Raw genomic sequence first — 17226 nt, forward strand, 5'->3', positions numbered from 1 at the left:
CCCTTGCGCTTTCAGTTCCCGGATAATGGCGGGCAGGGCCTCCGCATTGCTCTGGGAAACCGCGTGCAGGAGAATAACCGCGCCGGGATGAATGTTCGCTGTCACATGTTCGAGCGCATAAGCGGCTCCGGGTTGTTCATCAACCACCCAGTCCTTGTAGGCCATGCTCCAAAACACAGTCCTATATCCCAAGGCCTGCGTCACGGCCAAAGAGTGCTCGGAATAGGTGCCCATCGGGGGACGGAAGAAGTGCGTGCGTTGACCGGTCAAAGCGAAAATCTTGTCATCTAGTTCCATCAGTTCATCCTTCATTTGCTCTAGCGACAGAGTCGGCAGAGACGGATGATTCACAGAGTGATTCGCAAGCACATGACCGTCCGCGACAATGCGCTTAACTAGGTCAGGCTGCGTGCGCACCGTCAGCCCGGTAACAAAGAACGCCGCCGGCACGCCCTCTTCCTTTAGGACATCTAGCATGCCGGCCGTGAATCCCAGTTCATAGCCTAAGTCAAACGTGAGGTAGACGTGTTTTTGCTCCGCCGAGCCGAGTACGATGACGCCGTACTTGTCGATTAAAGCTTGACTAATGCCGGGTCTAGGTTGCTTATGCTCGGTGTTACGCCGAAACCAGTAGGATTTCTCGGTTCTGTCTAGTCCGGTCGGCAGCGCGGCTAAGCGCTCCTCAAGCGTCTGCTCGGGAGGCTCGCTCGGTTTCACCGGCGGGGGCTCGGGTGGCTTGGGTTGTGGGTCTTGCGGCTGTGGCTGCACCGGCCCGGGCGGTTCCGGCTTTGGATCAAAAGCCTTCTCGACCGGGGCGCAGCCTGCAAGCAGAAGAAGCACAAGTAGAACTGCTGTAATACGCATATAGATGCTCCTTTCTTGCCTTGATTATATCAGATTGCAGAATCACCAGATTACATAATGCAGCAGGTATTTAGCACCAACTCGGTTGAACGCAGTGATTTAGTGTGACTTAACAGGAGGTGTCATCACATGAAGGCAGCAGATTTTCGCCACGGGCAACCCAAGCAAGCTGAACGGGGCGCAGAGAGCTACTTGCCTAACTTGCCTCAATCAGTTGCCGAGGCGACTAGCGAGATGCGCGTTTTGGTGGAGCGCTTTATAAGCGACCGCGATGCCTTGCTTCGCTTCTACAATGTCAATGGCTCGCCGCTACAGCTAAAGCGGCTTAAGGAGTTTTACGAAGCTTGGCTGTTAAGTCTTGACGAGTTTAGCTACGAGGAGCTAAGCGTAGAGGGCAGCATAGACTGGCACCTTTTACGTGCGAAGCTTAAGTATTTGTTGACGTGCCTAGAGCGCGAAGCTCGTCTGCAGGCAGAAATTGCCCCTGTTCTGCCCATTATGGACGAAGTGGCGTCGCTGCAAGAAGCGCGCCGTCAGTTCGAGTCTGTAGCCCCGGCCGCGGTCAGTGCTAAGCTGGCGGCGATGGCGCACGCACTAAAGGCTGCACGCGAGGAGCTAAATATACGGCACAGCACAGCTTGGCGAGCCGTAAGCCGCATAGCCGACTTAAAGAAGACGCTCGCCGATTGGTTTGGGTTCTACGACGGGTACAACCCAGAGTTTAGCTGGTGGTGCCGCACTCCTTACCAGAGCCTGCAGAGCGAGCTAGATGCTCAAGAACGCTTTCTGCGCGAGACGATTCTTGGCTGTAAGCCGGGTGCGGAAGAGCCGATTGTAGGAGCTCCTATTGGCATCGAGAGCTTAATGGCAGACCTAGCATACGAGATGATTCCGTACACCCCAGACGAGCTTATCGCCATAGCCGAGACCGAGCTTAATTGGTGCATGACCGAGTGGCGCAAGGTAGCGCAGGAGTTAGGCTTAGGCGCCGATTGGCGGGCTGCCCTAGAGCTTGTTATGCAAGACTACTTAGCACCAGGCGAGCAACCGGCACTTATCGCGTTTCAGGCCTACGAGGCGATAGACTTTATTCTTAAGCGCGACCTCCTCACGGTGCCGCCCTTAGCTATTGACGTGTGGCGCATGAGCATGATGAGTCGGGAGGCACAAAAAGTTAGCCCCTTTTTCCTCGGGGGAGAACTGGTGCAGGTTTCGTTTCCTACCGAGGCCATGGGGCACGCAGAAAAACTAGACAGTCTCTCGGCCAATAATATGCACCTAGCGCGCGCTACCGTCCAGCACGAGCTTATCCCCGGACATCACCTGCAGATGTTTATGGGCGAGCGCTATAATCGGCACCGCAAAGCCTTCTATACTCCGTTTTGGGTAGAAGGGTGGGCGCTGTGGTGGGAATTTAGGCTGTGGGACCTCGGATTCCCCGCGTCTGCCTTAAACCGCGGGGGCATTCTGTTTTGGCGTACGCACCGCTGTGCCCGTATCGTGTTCTCTCTAAACTTCCATTTGGGACGTTGGACGCCGGATCAGTGCATTGACTATCTAATCGAGCAAGTGGGGCACAGCAGGCACACGGCCACCGGTGAAGTAAGGCGGTCTTTTAACGGGACGTATCCGCCGCTGTACCAAGCAGCATATATGCTTGGAGCTATCCAGATGCGTGCCCTGTACCGCGAGTTTGTGGCGGAAGGCAAAATGCCAGAGAAGGAGTTTCACGACCGCATCCTGCAGGGTAATTCTATGCCGCTAGAGATGGTGCACGCCCTACTAAGAAACGCTAAGTTGCCTAGGGACTACGGAACCTGTTGGAGATTTGCGAGGTGAGCCAAATGAAGCAATGGTACGAAGCGCTGTTTGATAACTACGGCAAGCAGTACGACAAAGAGAGCTTTGCCCAGGGTACACTCGGCGAGTGTGACTTTATTGAGCGGGAAATTAGCTTTGACAAAACCAAGCGCATTCTAGACATCGGGTGCGGCACCGGTAGGCACGCCATTCAGCTAGCTAAGCGCGGCTACACCGTTACAGGCATTGACCTGTCCGCGGCGCAACTGCAGCGGGCCAAGGAAAAGGCACAGGAGCTAGGTCTTGCGGTTGACTTTCGGCAGGCTGACGCCCGCGCGCTAACTTTTGCGGCGGAGTTCGACCTAGCCATTATGCTCTGCGAAGGCGCATTCCCGCTCATGGAAACCGACGAAATGAACTACGAAATACTAAAAAACGCCGCCAAGGCGCTTGTCCCCGGCGGCAAGTTTATCTTTACGACGCTTAATGGGCTATTCCCGCTCTTTCACACGCTGCGGGAGTTTTTCGCCGATTCCACCAAGGGCACCGACGCGCAGTACGCACAGCACAGCTTCGACCTCTTAACATTCCGCGACCAAAACGTCACCACTTTTGTAGACGACGACGGCAACAAGCGCGAGCTCGCCTGCAATGAGCGCTACTACGTTCCCTCAGAAATTACTTGGCTGCTTAAATCCCTAGGCTTTGGCCATATCGGCATATTCGGAGCAAAGCTCGGCGCCTTCAGCCGCGACGACAAGCTGCAGACTAGCGACTTTGAAATGCTAGTGGTAGCGGAGAAGCTCCCTACCCAATAACCTTCGAGAGAAACGCATACATGTCGGCGCCTTCCGCGATTATCTTGCCGGTCGGCTTGCCTGCGCCGTGGCCGGCCTTCATTTCTACGCGCATAATTATTGGGTTGTCGCCGGTGTAGTGCTCCTCTAGTGTCGCCATAAACTTAAAGGCGTGCGCGGGCACCACGCGGTCATCGGTATCTGCAGTCATAATTAGTGTGGGTGGGTAGTCTACCCCCGCTCGCACGTTGTGCAGTGGGGAATAAGCGTACATGAACTTAAAGTGATCGGGGTCGGCTTCGGCATTGCCGTATTCGCCAATCCAGTAGCGCCCGACGGTGAACTTGTGGTAGCGCAGCATGTCGATCACCGGCACGCGACACACTACGGCGCCATAAAGCTCCGGCCGCTGCACCATGCACGCGGCTACCAAGAGCCCGCCGTTACTGCCGCCCATAATGGCGAGGTGTCGGCTAGAAGTGTACCCTGTAGCCACTAAGTATTCGGCTGCCGCGTGGAAGTCGTCGAAGACGTTTTGCTTGTTGGCAAGCATACCGGCTTGGTGCCAGTCCTCGCCGTACTCTCCGCCGCCGCGCAAACAAGCTTCTGCGTATACGCCGCCCCTTTCAAGCCAGGCGACTATGCCTGCGGAGAAGTCCGGGGTAGCACTGATGTTAAACCCGCCGTAGCCGTAGAGCACGGTGGGTGCTTTGCCGTCTAAAGGCAGCTCGCGCTTGTGCACTATAAACAGCGGGATTTGCGTCCCGTCCTTAGAAGGGTAGAAAACTTGCTTCACCAGGAAGGCGGCGGGGTCGAAAGTCGCAGTGCTTTCCCATAATGGGGTGACAGTGCGCGCCTTAAAGTCATAGCGAAACACCGTAGCCGGAAACAGGAACGAGGTAAAGCTAAAGAACATGGCGTCGTGATGTTTTCTGCCCGTTATCGAGGCAACTGAACCAAGCGCGGGGAGTTCTAGCGCGCCGTCCGGTGCACCGTCTAGTGTAAACAGCCGCACTACGTGATGGGCATGCCGCAGGTAGGTAAGAACCAGCTGCCCGTTAATGATGTAGGCTTGGTCGATGGACTCGTCGCTCTCGGGTATTACGGTTTGCCAACGCTCGCGCGCGGGGTCGGCAACGTCAAGCGCTATAATCTTGCCGCGGGGGGCAGCAAGTGTGCTGTAGAAGAAGAACTTAGTCCCCTCATTGCCCAGTACGTAGTAGGCTGCGTCAGCGGCGTCATGTAGCTTGACGATGTTGCCGCTCCCGGCGCCATTTGTCAGGTCCAGATAATAGAACCGATTAACCGGGTCAGTCCCGTGCCAGACCGTAAGGAACAAATACCGCCCGTCTTCGCTTACGGTAGGCGCAAAGCCGAGCTCCTTAAAGTCCGGACGCTCGTAGACTAGGCGGTCTTCGCTTTGGGCAGTGCCGAGCGCATGAAAAAACACTTTGTTGTGGTAGCTTTCTTCGCCTGGTTTGACGGTAGACGGGTCGGGGAAGCGGCTATAGAAGAACCCGCTGCTGTCAGGTAGCCAGGCCGTGTTAGTGAACTTAACATGGACTAGGACTTCTGGGTACTCGTGTCCCGCATCAATATCGAGCACCCGAATCTCTTGCCAGTCGCTGCCGCTCGCGGAGCGGGCATAAGCCAAGAACTTGCCGCACCGCGATACATTAGTGCCGGTCAGTGCTACCGTGCCGTCGCTGCTAAAGAGGTTTGGGTCTAGCACTACGCTCGGCTCTCCGGTAAGTCCTTCCTGCATATAGAGCACGTCTTGGTTTTGCAGGCCATCGTTCTTGCGAAAGAAGTACCTGTCGCCTACCCTGGCCGGCGGCGTATAGCGCGGGCGGTCCCATAGTTCGGACAAGCGTGCTCTAAACTGCTCGCGCGCCGGGATGCCGCTTAGGAACTCTGCGGCACGCGCGTTGTGCCGCTCCAAGAATTCGACTGTATCCGGGTCATGGCCGTCTTCGAGGTAGCGATAAGGGTCAGCCACTAGGGTGCCGTGGAAGTTGTCGACGATATTGTCTTTGCGTAGCATCATAGCCCTCCAGTCGTTTTTTGCTTAGCACTATATTCCACGCCTGCAGCGAAAATCCTTGTGGCGAGCCGTGCGTCGTAAGTGCGTTCTCGTGCATGCTTGACGCCGCAGGCCGCTCAGTTCATACTCATGGTGTAGAAAAGAGGGATGACGAGTGGAGTGGTACGATTTAAAGGTGCCGTGTACTCTAGGCGAGGCACTGCAAACGATTCCAAAAGAGAACTTGCTTAACCTGCGGCATGTCGCGCGCATAAAGTTTTCGACAAGCTTGCGTAAGCCAGAGATAGTAGCTAAGTTAGAAGCAGAGCTGCCTGGGAAGATTCACCATGTGTTTGACGCCTTTGACGAAAGCAGAGCTAGTTTGCTCCGCATAGTGCTAGCTAGCGGCGGCATGGTGCCGCTGCGCGAACTTGACTTATCCGAGGCCGATTGCAGGTACTTATCTAACCTCGGAATCTTCTTTGTCGGAATCTACAACAACTCGCCGTGTTTGACAGTGCCATCAGAGTTACTGGAGCGTTTCCGGCAACACGATGGGCTGCCCTATGCTGAGCGCGTGGCTATTAATACGCGTTGGGTTACCGCGACGCAGGGGCTCATTTACTATTACGGAGCTATCAGGGGGTATCAAGCGCACAACTACTTGAGCCTGCTGTTTGGCCGTGCCTATGAGGACTATTACTCGATGCAACCCTCCTTTTGGTTTGTTATACCGGCAATGGAGGGGTTCCGAGGCTTATACCGGGTCGAGCGCGAATACTACTGCGACCCATTGTTAGACTCTGCCGCACAAGTTCTCGACCGCAGACCTGCCGACCTGGGGTACAAGCTGTTTAACCTAGAAGACCTGTACGCTGCCGCCGACCCGCTGTACGTAGACCCCACGGTAGAGGGGGATTTGCTGTACGATTACTTGGTTGAGCACTACGACTTGCCGGAAGACGAGGCCAGGCGGCTTATCTATGTCGGGCGGCGTGTGGCCATGCGCGAGGGCCACATCGGGGCGGCGTTTCCGGCCTACGCTGTAGTCTGCGGCGCGGGGGCGACAGAACTTGACCCGGAGCTAACAAGGCTGGTGGTCGATTACCTTAACAATACGCCGCATTGGTCGTTGTATGGGCATAGTATGGCCTCCCTGGTTCCCAATCCGCGAGTGGAATCAGCAGGCAAATTAGTCGACTTCAGCGAATACAAAAATCGCAATAAGTAAAAGAAACACCCCGCCCTTAAGCAAGAGGTGGGGTGTTATATTTTACCTGCAAAGTTAAATGCAATATTATGCTATACTGCAGGTATAAGAATTATGTAAAGCGGGGGAGCAAAGAGCGATGAAAAGACCGGAGTTGCTTATAGGGCTCAGCTTGGCCGCGCTAGTATTTCTCGTCTATGCAAATCCGGATACGTTGCCTTACGTCGTGTTGACGCTGTTGGCTGGGGCCGTCTGGTACAAGGCAAGGCACACCGGCGCGGCACGGCACACCGGTCAGGTCGTGAGCACCGAGGTGTATAGCCTTAGCTTTGAGGATATCGGCGGGCAGAACACCGCCAAACAGGAGCTCAAAGAAGCGCTTGATTTTATCCGCAGCGAACACGCCGCCGCGGCGCTTGGCATTAGGCCCTTAAAGGGAATTCTGCTCTGTGGACCGCCCGGCACGGGCAAGACTTTGCTGGCCAAAGCCGCGGCCTCTTACACAGATGCGGCGTTTTTGGCGACGAGCGGCAGCGAGTTTATCGAGATGTATGCTGGCGTAGGTGCGCAGAGGGTGCGCGAGCTCTTTCGCAAAGCGGAACAACTGTCTAAGAAGCAGGGCAAATCTCGCGCTATCGTGTTTATTGATGAGATTGATGTTTTGGGCGCAAAACGCGGCAAGAACACGAGTCATATGGAGTACGACCAAACTCTAAACCAGCTCTTAGTAGAAATGGACGGGCTGAAAACAAGCGCTGAGACGGGTGTGCTGCTTATAGGTGCAACTAACCGCGCCGACTTGCTGGATCCGGCGCTCACGCGCCCCGGCCGGTTCGACCGCATCGTGCGCGTTGACTTGCCGGATAGGGCTGCGCGTAAGAGCATCCTGGAGCTACACACGCGGACAAAGCCGTTGGCGGAAGAAGTAGATCTAGAGCAGTTGGCCGCCGAAACGGCCGGCTTTTCCGGCGCGCATCTGGAAAGCTTGAGCAACGAGGCGGCTATTCTGGCTTGGCGGCGCGGCCAAACAGAGGTTACGCAGCGGGATTTTACCGAGAGCATTGACAAAGTGGTGCTTGGCGAGCAACACGACCGCCGCCCGAGTAAAGAGGAGCTCAGGCGCATCGCCTTTCACGAGCTTGGCCATGCCTTTGCAGCCGAGACTAGGCGTGCGGGCAGTGTCGGTAAACTGAGCATACTCTCGCGCGGCGGGGCGTTAGGCTACGTGCGGCAACAGCCCGAGCAGGACAACTACCTCGAGACCGAGGAGAGCTTACGCGACCAGCTTGTTGTCGCCTTAGCCGGTGGCGTGGCTGAGGAGCTCTTCTTAGGGAGCCGGAGCACCGGTACGGAAGGCGACTACAAACAAGCCACGGCTGTTGCGCTGCGCATGGTGGCGGCGGGAATGTCGGCGCTCGGTCTGGTGGACGAGCGATTGGTGCCCAAAGTTCGCTTGCACGCGGCTGTGCAGGTGCTGCTAAAGCGGGCCGAGCAGCAGGCCAGAGCCGTACTCACCGAGCACGAGGCGGCCATCTTGCGCCTGTCCGAAGTGCTGTTAACCGAAGAAAAAATGAGCGGCGAGCAGTTTCGCGCCCTGTTGCGCGCTAGTTAACTCGCCTTCCGCCTGCCCCTTTCGCGGTCGCACGTTCACTGATACAATGAACGTCAAGCGACTATGGTGTGGAGAGTGAATGTCTGTGAAGTACAACACTAATCCGGTAAAGGGCATGCGGGACTTTCTGCCCGGCGAAGTGCGGCTGCGCGAGTACTTAACCGCTGTAATAGCCAAGACCTACGCAGAGCACGGGTTTTTGCGCATCGAGACCCCGGCCGTTGAGCACATTGAGCTCTTGCAGAACAGCGAAGGCGGCGAAAACCTAGCGCTAATCTTTAAGATTCTTAAGCGCGGCGAAAAGTTAGACCTGACGCGGGCTACAGAAAACGAGGACGAGCTTGTCGACAGCGGCTTGCGCTACGACTTAACTTTGCCGCTTGCCCGCTTTTACGCTAACAACCGCGCACGTTTGCCGGAGCCGTTTAAGGCCTTGCAGATTGGCACGGTGTATCGCGCCGAGCGGCCGCAGAGAGGGCGCTTTCGCGCCTTTACGCAGTGTGATATCGACATTTTGGGTGAGGCCGGTGAGCTGGCGGAGCTTGAGCTTATTCACGCTACGGCCGAAGCGCTTAAGGCCATAGGTCTGCGTGGGTTTACGGTAGAAGTAAGCGACCGCCGTGTGCTGGCCGCCGTGGTGGCCTCGCTTGGGGTAGACCCGGCTCTCACGCCGTTAGTAGCCGTCTCTGTCGACAAGGCCGATAAAATCGGCTGGGAAAAGGTTATAGAAGAGCTGTCTAAGCAAGGCGTTAATCCGGCTTCGGCCGCCGGGCTGGTCGGTGTGCTACAGAACCTGCGGTTAGACAACTTGGCGCAGCATGGAGTAAGCCCCAATGTTGCGGAAGGGTTACGCGGCGTAGTTGAAACAGCCGCGGCGCTCGCCGCGGGCGAATACAACGTGCGCTTCGCCCCGACGCTAGTGCGCGGCATGGGCTACTATACGGGTATGGTCTTTGAAATCACGACGGCTGACTTCGGGCTATCTGTGGCGGGGGGTGGCCGCTACGATGGGCTGGTGGGTAAGCTCTGCGGACAGAGCGTTCCCGCCGTAGGGTTCTCGATTGGCTTTGAGCGCATTGTGCTGTTGCTTGAGCAGCAGGGCTTCGCTCCCCCCGTCAGTATGCAGTGTGTGGCTGTGCTCTACAACAGGGAGACCGATGCGGCACAGGAAGTGGTGGCGGCAGCCCGCGCGCTGCGGCAGCAAGGCTTCGCCGTACGGACGCTCCCCGAGCGCGCTAAGCTCGGGAAGCAGCTAAGTCAACTTGAGGCAGAAGGGTTTGCGGGCTATTTCAGCTTGACAAAGGGTCAGCTCGTAATGTTTGAATTGGCATAATCCTCCGTCGACCGGCACCTAACCCCTGTCGTATGATTAGCGCAGGGGGTGCTCTGATGCGTGCCACAGGACGGAGGTTGGCACTGATGCTTATAATCCTGGTTCTTGGTCTGTTGCAGGTCTCGCATACAGGCCATATTCCGGCTGTAGACATTCGCGAAGCACTGCCCGCCGTTCCGCTCCGAGCAGCCTCGTCGGAGGACGCCTCACCGGCTGCCGAAGGTGATTTAAGCGAACGTATGGTGCTTGATTGGGCGCAGGTAGAAGAAGACGAGTTTAACTTCCTCTTAAGCCTACAGGACGAAAACGGGATAATCTCCCAAACACCGGAACACCTGCTCAGCATACCGTATTTCTCTAATTTGGCGGCCATGGCCTTGTTAGGCGACCCGCGCGGGCACCTGCCGGTACGGCGCTATATGGACTGGTATATCGCCCACCTCAACCGCCCGGACAAGTACAATCTCTCCGGCACGATGTATGACTGGAAGAAAGTTGACGGCGAATGGGTAGCCACCTATAGCTATGATTCGGCGGATAGCTACGCCGCGACTTTCCTGAGCTTAGCTCTGCACTACAGCCGCGAGACGCAAGACTTTGCCTGGGCAAAAGAAAACCTCGAGAGCTTGCTCGAGGTAGCGGGCGTGTTGCTAGAACTACAGGATAGTGACGGCCTAATCTGGGCGAAGCCGCGCTATTACGTCAAGTTCCTGATGGATAATGCCGAGAATTACCGCGGGCTGCGCGATGCGGCAGAGCTCATGCGCTATGTGGAGCGCGAAGACCTCGCGGGCGTATTTGATACCGCCGCCGGGCGTGTAGCCATAGGCATAGAAAGGCATCTGTGGCTGCCCGACAGGCAAGTGTATGCGTGGGCGCTATACGGCCGCTGGTGGGCGCGTGCGCCGCAGGAGAAGTGGTATCCCGACACCGTGAGCCAAATCTACCCGGTCATATTCGGCGTAATCAAGCCCGACTCGCCGCGGGCCGCGAGCCTCTATAGCTACTTGAATTCGCGCTATCCCGCGTGGTCAACCGGACAGTTTGACGACGATTTCCCATGGACGGTGGTGTCGTTTATGGCCGCCTTAATGCAGGACGATGCCCGCGCGGCAGAACACCTAAACCACGTCCACGCCGAAAACACGGCCCGGAATCGCAGCTACCCTTGGCACTCGTTTGAGTCCGCCTTCTTCGTAAAAGCGTGGCGCAAGATGTCGCAGAGGGATGTCGCAGAGGGACGGAGGAGCGCGACATCTACGCTAAGTCGCCCAAACTGCATGGCACAGGAGCAGCCTCGCTCTCAATCGCCATGATGTAGGCCCCTAGGGTATCAAGTGAAGTAAGGCAAGGGATATTATACTCGTGCGCGGCGCGGCGGATTCTAAAACCGTCGCGCTGCGCTTGTTTTCCTGCAGTCGGAGTATTGACGACGAGCCCGACGCTGCGGCTTTTGATAATGTCCAGTACATTCGGCTGTGCTTGTAGCTGTGTTTCCGGCTGCGATTCACCGAGCTTATGCACAACCTCGGTCGCTATACCACAGTGTTTTAGGTGGAGAGCCGTACCCGGGGTAGCCAACAGGCGAAATCCTAACAAGGTGAGCCGTTCTGCAAGTGGCACGGCTACTTCTTTGTCACGGTCGGCCAGCGTGAGGAGGATTGTCCCTCCAGGTGCGAGTAGGCGCATGGCCCCCTGCATGGCTTTGCGCATGGCCACGGGGAGAGTAGGGGCGAGTCCAATCGCTTCGCCGGTGGACTTCATCTCCGGTGCTAGGCTGGTTTCGACGCCGGTAAGCTTATGGAAAGAGAAAACGGGCATCTTAACGGCATAGTGGCTGCGAGCCGGCAGGAGTCCGGGCAAAAGGCCGGTCTCACTAATGGTCTGGCCGAGCATTACGGCGACGGCGTGCTTAATCAGCGGCACATCCGTAACCTTGCTGATAAACGGCACTGTGCGCGAGGCGCGGGGGTTTACTTCGAGTACATAGAGGCGACCCGCATGGAGGACAAACTGCACGTTCATCAGTCCGCGGATGCCGATGCGTGCGGCAAGGCGGCGGCAGTAATCCACAAGCAATGACTCGGTTGCCTTATTGAGGGATGTGGCGGGATACACGGCGATGCTGTCGCCCGAGTGAACGCCGGCGCGCTCAATGTGCTGCATGATTCCCGGGATGAAGATATCCTGTCCGTCGGACAATACATCAACCTCAAACTCGACGCCCGGCAGATATCTATCGATAAGCACCGGATGGTTAGGGTTCACCGTCGTCGCCTCAAGCAGCAGGTCTTCTAGTTGTTCTTCGCTCTCAACTACGGCCATGGAACGCCCACCCAGCACATAGGAGGGGCGTAACAGCACCGGTAAGCCTAGCGAGTCTACAGCTTGGCGTGCTTCGGCCAGGGAGGCCGCGGTTAGCCCTTCGGGCCTTGGGATATCTAGCTCGCGCAGGATGTCGTCAAAGCAGGCCCGGTCTTCGCAGTCGTGCATGGCGGTGGCTGTGGTGCCCAGGAGCCTGTAGCCGGCTTGTTCGATGGTTGCCGCCAAGTTGACTGCCGTCTGTCCGCCAAACTGCACGGCAACCGCCGCGGGACTCTCCTGTTTTAGTACGGCTAACACATCTTCGGCTGTGAGAGGTTCAAAGTACAGGCGAGTTGAGGTGTCGAAGTCGGTGCTGACGGTCTCTGGGTTATTGTTGATAATAATTGAGGCATAGCCTTGCGCGCGCAGGGCAGCACTCGCGTGCACCGAGCAGTAATCGAACTCCACCCCTTGCCCGATGCGGATGGGCCCGCTGCCGATAACTACTATCTTAGCTTCGGCTATGTCGCTGGCTTCGTTCTCTGTTTCATAGGTAGAATAAAAGTAAGGCGTGTGCGCTACAAACTCGGCCGCGCAGGTGTCTACCATCTTGTAGGTCGGGCGAAGCGAGACGCTTTCGCTCTGCGCGGCAATTTCCTCTGACGAGCGAGCTGCGAGTGTGGCGATGCGTGCGTCGGTCAGCCCAAGCTGCTTGGCCCGCCGGAGCAGCGGCGTGTCTAAGGGGGTGCGGCGGATATTTTCCTCTAGCTCAACGATTTCCTGCAGTTTCGCTAGCCAGAACATATCGATGCCGGTTGCAGTATGAATCAGGTCGGGGGCAAAGCCGCGCCGCAGGAGTTCGGCAATGACAAATAGGCGGTCGTCGTCACGTTGTGCCAAGTGGTTCCACAGGGCTTCATCTGTGTACTCTACAGACAGCTCTAAGCAATCGCGCTTAAGCTCTAGGCTGCGGATTGCCTTCTGCAGCGCGGAGGCGAAGTTGCGGCCGATGGCCATAACTTCACCGGTTGCTTTCATTTGCGAGCCGAGGCGCCTATCGGCCGAGGCAAACTTGTCAAACGGCCAGCGCGGTATCTTGACGACCACGTAGTCGAGAGCCGGCTCAAAGCAGGCCGAAGTGCCGGTGATGGCGTTGGCAATCTCGTCGAGCGTGAACCCTAGTGACACTAAGGTAGCTACTTTGGCGATGGGGTAGCCGGTGGCTTTGGAAGCTAGCGCACTAGAGCGGCTGACGCGCGGGTTCACTTCGATGACGGCGTAGCGCAGGCTCGTGGGGTGCAAGGCGAGCTGGACGTTGCAGCCGCCTACTATACCTAGATGCTCGACAATATGAAGGGCAGCGCTGCGCAGCATCTGCAGTTCTTGGTCGCTTAGCGTCTGGCACGGCGCTACGACAATGCTGTCGCCGGTATGGATGCCTACCGGGTCGAGATTTTCCATGTGGCAGACGGCAATGGCAGAACCGCCCGCATCGCGAATAACCTCAAACTCAATCTCTTTCCAGCCGGAGATAGAGGCTTCGATAAGCACCTGTCCTACCGGGCTGTGGCAGAGCCCCTGTTCGACTATAGCGCAGAGCTCCTCTCTGGTGTGGGCATGGCCGCCTCCCGTGCCGCCTAGCGTAAAGGCCGGCCTGACAATTACGGGGTAGCCAATCGCCTGCGCAGCCGCGAGTGCCTCTTCTAGACTGTGAGCGGCACGACTTTCGGGCACCGGCTCGCCGATTTCCGCCATGGCCTGCTTAAACTCCAAGCGGTCTTCTGCGCGCTCGATGGCGGCTAGGGGAGTGCCAAGCAGGGTGACGCCGTATTTTGCGAGCACGCCGCTTAGGGCAAGCTCGCGGGCCATGTTAAGACCAAGTTGGCCGCCAAGCGTAGGGAGCAGCGCGTCGGGGCGTTCACGTTCGATTATCGCGGTCAGGTAGGGCAGAGTAGGGGGGTCCATATAGGTGACGTCGGCAATCTCGCGGTCGGTCATGATTGTGGCGGGGTTATTGTTCACGAGAATGACGCGGCAGTTAGCTTCGCGCAGAGTGCGGCAGGCCTGCGTGCCGGAGTAGTCGAACTCCGCAGCTTGCCCGATGATAATGGGGCCTGAGCCAATCACCAGTACGTTCTTGATGCTAGGGTGCTTAGGCAAGGATGCACTCCCTTTCTTTGCTGGCCATAGCCCTGAGTTTGCCGAAGAGGTGCGCCGCCTCGCGTGGCCCGGGCGAGGCTTCGGGGTGAAACTGCACCGCAAAAGCGGGGAGCGTGCGGTGGGCAATGCCCTCAACGGAGTTGTCGTTGACGTTGACGTGGGTGACGTCAAACTGCGCGGCAGGGGTAGAGGTCACGGCGTATCCGTGATTTTGGGCCGTCATCACAGTTCTGCCGGTGGCGAGGTCCTTGACGGGGTGGTTGCCGCCGCGATGCCCAAATTTGAGTTTATAGGTGTCGCCTCCGCAGGCGAGGGCTAGTATTTGCTGGCCTAGGCAAATGCCGAACATAGGCACATGAGGAAGTAGATCGCGCGTGGTCGCGACTGCCTGCGCGCTGTCCTTAGGGTCGCCCGGGCCGTTAGATAAAACAACGGCGGCGGGGTTTTGTGCCAATATCTCGCGTGCAGAGCTGGTGCTAGGGACAACCGTAATGCTGGCATCAAGCGCGGCGAGGGAATCGATGATGCTGGCCTTGGCACCAAAATCTACGAGTGTCACGTGCCATGTGCCGGTGTCCTTGGCGCGATACGGCTGTCGCGTACCGGCTAGGGCGGCTAGATCCTGACTGCGGCGAAACGTGCGCAGCGCGTGTACCGCTTGTGTGGCGGCGTCTTGGCTGCTCACAAACTGGCCTGGCAGTGTGCCGTGTGTGCGCAGGTGGCGTGTCAGAGCGCGCGTATCAACTCCGGCGAGGCCTGCGGTGCGGTTAAACTTAAGGAAGCTGTCGAGGTTTTGCGTGTGTGTCCAGTGCATAGGTCTAGAGCAGGCTTCGGCCACTACCAGACCTGCGGCATGGATGCGCGAACTCTCCGCAAAGCCCGGCGCGATGCCGTAGTTGCCGACGAGAGGATAGGTCAGCACGATAATCTGTTCGGCGTAAGAGGGGTCGGTAAGCACCTCTTGGTAGCCGGCCATACTGGTGTTAAACACCGTCTCACCGGTGACCTCACGCCAGTCGCCAAACCGAGTGCCGGAGAAAATAGTGCCGTCCAGCAAAACGAGAAAACCTTCTTTTGCCTGCATATTTATACCTCCCTTATAGAAAATACTACCTTCCTGCCAGGTGGCAAGAAAGTAGTATGTGCAAGCACATATACACTCCGGCGCACCCTTGCCAGCCTCACGGGGCTAGACTTAAAGGGCAGTCAAGTGATTATTCTTTCACGTATCTTAGGCTATAGCGAGCGAAATGTCAAGAGGGGGAGAGAGGGGGAGAGGGACGGAGGAGCGCGACATCGTGACTTGCATTCTGTTATCAACCAGTATATACTACTTATACAGAAGAAATATCTGACAGACGTAACCTATGTCTGCGGAACTGCAGACGAGGCAAACAAAGTGAACGGAGGTCCAATCATGTTAAGACTTGCTGTAATTTACTACAGCGCTTTCGGCACGAACTACACCTTAGCTAAGTGGGCGGAAGAGGCAGGCAAGGCGGCGCAGGCAGAAGTGCGCCTGCTGAAAGTGCGCGAGCTTGCGCCAGAGGGAGTTATCGACGGCAATCCAGCTTGGAAGGCTCACTACGAGGCGACTAGAGACATCCCCATAGCATCTCCTGAGGACATTGCTTGGGCAGACGCGATCATCTTCAGCACGCCGACCCGGTTTGGCAATATGGCCTCACAGATGAAGCAGTTCCTTGATACTACCGGTGGGATTTGGTTTCAGGGTAAGACGGTTAACAAGGTGGTTAGCGCCTTCACGTCGGCCCAAAACTTGCATGGTGGACAGGAGCAGACCCTGTTATCGCTGTACACCATGATGTATCACTGGGGAGCAATTGTAGTCGCCCCGGGATACACCGATGCGGCAGTGTTCAAGGCCGGCGGGAACCCGTATGGAACCAGTGTTAGCGTTGACGATGCCGGCAACATGAAGGAAGATGTGCGTGATGCCGTGGTTCACCAGACGAATCGAACCCTGCAGATTGCAGGTTGGTTGAAAAAGGGGATGCGGACGTAGGCTGGGAGGGAGAGTGATAGGGACGAAGGAGTGTCTCTTAGGGACGGAGGAGCGCGACATCATGTCGCGCTCCTCCGTCAGACCGTGCTCAAACGGGAGTTGACATGTTCGATGATTGCCTGTCGTGTCGCGTAGAGTGCTCTGTTCGCCTTTGTTCGCCTGTCTACCGTGTCCATGATGGGCTGGTACTTTGAACGGCTAATCCTTCGTCCGCGCTTAGAGGTGGTGCACAACTCCCTTACGGGGCACTCCTTGCATGCTTCCCAGTTGCGATATTCCACTCGCTCGGCCTCTGTCTTGTCATTGAGCCTAGTTAGGACTTTGCCTTGTGGACATGTGTATGTGTCTGTCTGGGGGTCGTAGACAAATTGGTCGTTCAGATATTCCTTTACGCCAGTTGAGTTCGCAGGGGTAGGCCTTGTCGCAAGTACTATAATGCCGGCGTCTTCACAGCGTTTAAGATCTTCAGCCATGTAGTAGCCCTTATCTACCATGTTTGTGAGCTCTTCTACCTCCAGCGCCTCTTGTGCCTTGGTCCCCATGACGCTGAGTTGCCCTTGGTCTGTCGCCGAATTAATAACGTCAGCCACAACGACTAAGCTGTGCTTCGCATCGACTACTGCTTGTACGTTGTAGCAGACATCAACGCCGTTATTGTGAACGCCCATTAGCCGTGAGTCTGGGTCAACCGTAGAGACTTCGCCGTTCCTGCTAATTTCCTCGGCAAGTGCGCGGTAGGCCTCCTTGCGGGCCTCATTATCTTTGAGTGCTTTCACAATGCTCGCCCGATCTAAGGGCGGGGTACATTCAGATGAATCGCATTCATCAAGCCCCTCAAGATAAGCGCGTTCTTTATTTTCAAGGTATTCCAAGTGTCGTGCTACCTTTTTAGCGCTGTAATTATTGCGCTTGGAGTTAGATGCTCGTATTTTGGTGCCATCGGTGGCGACAACTTCTCCACCAATGAGCCCCCATTCCCTACACAAGGCATTAAACTGAGCGAACACTCTCGTCAAAGGCTCGCGGTTATCGCGACGGAAATCTGCGATAGTCTTGTAGTCAGGGGTGAGTTTGCGAAGCAGCCACATTACTTCTTG

12 protein-coding genes are annotated in these 17226 nt (G+C 56.7%); 7 read left to right on the forward strand and 5 right to left on the reverse strand.

Going from position 1 to position 17226, the window contains the following annotated elements:
- A partial coding sequence (locus KGZ66_05805) for a polysaccharide deacetylase family protein (GenBank protein ID MBS3985100.1) occupies window positions 1-864 on the reverse strand: 864 nt, incomplete at its 3' end.
- Window positions 865-993: 129 nt separating this feature from the next.
- Here KGZ66_05805 and KGZ66_05810 point away from each other — a divergent pair.
- Entirely contained in the window at window positions 994-2703 is a 1710-nt protein-coding gene (locus KGZ66_05810) for a DUF885 family protein (protein ID MBS3985101.1), read from the forward strand.
- Between the two features lie 5 nt (window positions 2704-2708).
- Entirely contained in the window at window positions 2709-3482 is a 774-nt protein-coding gene (locus KGZ66_05815) for a class I SAM-dependent methyltransferase (protein ID MBS3985102.1), read from the forward strand.
- Here KGZ66_05815 and KGZ66_05820 read toward each other — a convergent pair.
- Window positions 3472-5505, reverse strand: coding sequence for a S9 family peptidase (locus KGZ66_05820; GenBank protein MBS3985103.1), 2034 nt, complete (start codon window positions 5503-5505; stop codon window positions 3472-3474). The genes KGZ66_05815 and KGZ66_05820 overlap by 11 nt on opposite strands.
- A gap of 154 nt (window positions 5506-5659) precedes the next feature.
- Here KGZ66_05820 and KGZ66_05825 point away from each other — a divergent pair, with 154 nt between their 5' ends.
- From KGZ66_05825 to KGZ66_05840, 4 genes are all read left to right on the forward strand, one after another.
- Complete coding sequence (locus KGZ66_05825; GenBank protein ID MBS3985104.1) at window positions 5660-6715, forward strand: hypothetical protein; 1056 nt, start codon at window positions 5660-5662, stop codon at window positions 6713-6715.
- Between the two features lie 118 nt (window positions 6716-6833).
- On the forward strand, window positions 6834-8306 hold the full coding sequence (locus KGZ66_05830) for an AAA family ATPase (GenBank protein MBS3985105.1): 1473 nt from the start codon (window positions 6834-6836) through the stop codon (window positions 8304-8306).
- Window positions 8307-8391: 85 nt separating this feature from the next.
- Entirely contained in the window at window positions 8392-9639 is a 1248-nt protein-coding gene (gene hisS, locus KGZ66_05835) for a histidine--tRNA ligase (protein ID MBS3985106.1), read from the forward strand.
- 56 nt (window positions 9640-9695) lie between these two features.
- The gene (locus tag KGZ66_05840) at window positions 9696-10955 is read left to right on the forward strand and encodes a hypothetical protein (GenBank protein MBS3985107.1); all 1260 of its coding nucleotides are present in this window, start codon (window positions 9696-9698) and stop codon (window positions 10953-10955) included.
- Here KGZ66_05840 and carB read toward each other — a convergent pair.
- Together carB and carA are read right to left on the reverse strand one after the other, a co-directional pair.
- The gene (carB, locus tag KGZ66_05845) at window positions 10897-14103 is read right to left on the reverse strand and encodes a carbamoyl-phosphate synthase large subunit (GenBank protein ID MBS3985108.1); all 3207 of its coding nucleotides are present in this window, start codon (window positions 14101-14103) and stop codon (window positions 10897-10899) included. The genes KGZ66_05840 and carB overlap by 59 nt on opposite strands.
- Window positions 14096-15187, reverse strand: coding sequence for a glutamine-hydrolyzing carbamoyl-phosphate synthase small subunit (gene carA, locus KGZ66_05850; GenBank protein ID MBS3985109.1), 1092 nt, complete (start codon window positions 15185-15187; stop codon window positions 14096-14098). The genes carB and carA overlap by 8 nt, the downstream gene beginning before the upstream one ends.
- A gap of 333 nt (window positions 15188-15520) precedes the next feature.
- Between carA and wrbA the strand changes: the two genes are divergently transcribed.
- Window positions 15521-16129 (forward strand): NAD(P)H:quinone oxidoreductase, encoded by a 609-nt coding sequence (gene wrbA, locus KGZ66_05855; GenBank protein ID MBS3985110.1) that lies wholly within the window; start codon window positions 15521-15523, stop codon window positions 16127-16129.
- A 77-nt stretch (window positions 16130-16206) separates the two neighbouring features.
- Here wrbA and KGZ66_05860 read toward each other — a convergent pair.
- On the reverse strand, window positions 16207-17226 hold a 1020-nt coding region (locus KGZ66_05860), incomplete at its 5' end, for a transposase (protein ID MBS3985111.1).

The organism is Selenomonadales bacterium, from assembly GCA_018335585.1.
In the GTDB taxonomy this organism is placed as follows: domain Bacteria; phylum Bacillota; class UBA994; order UBA994; family UBA994; genus UBA994.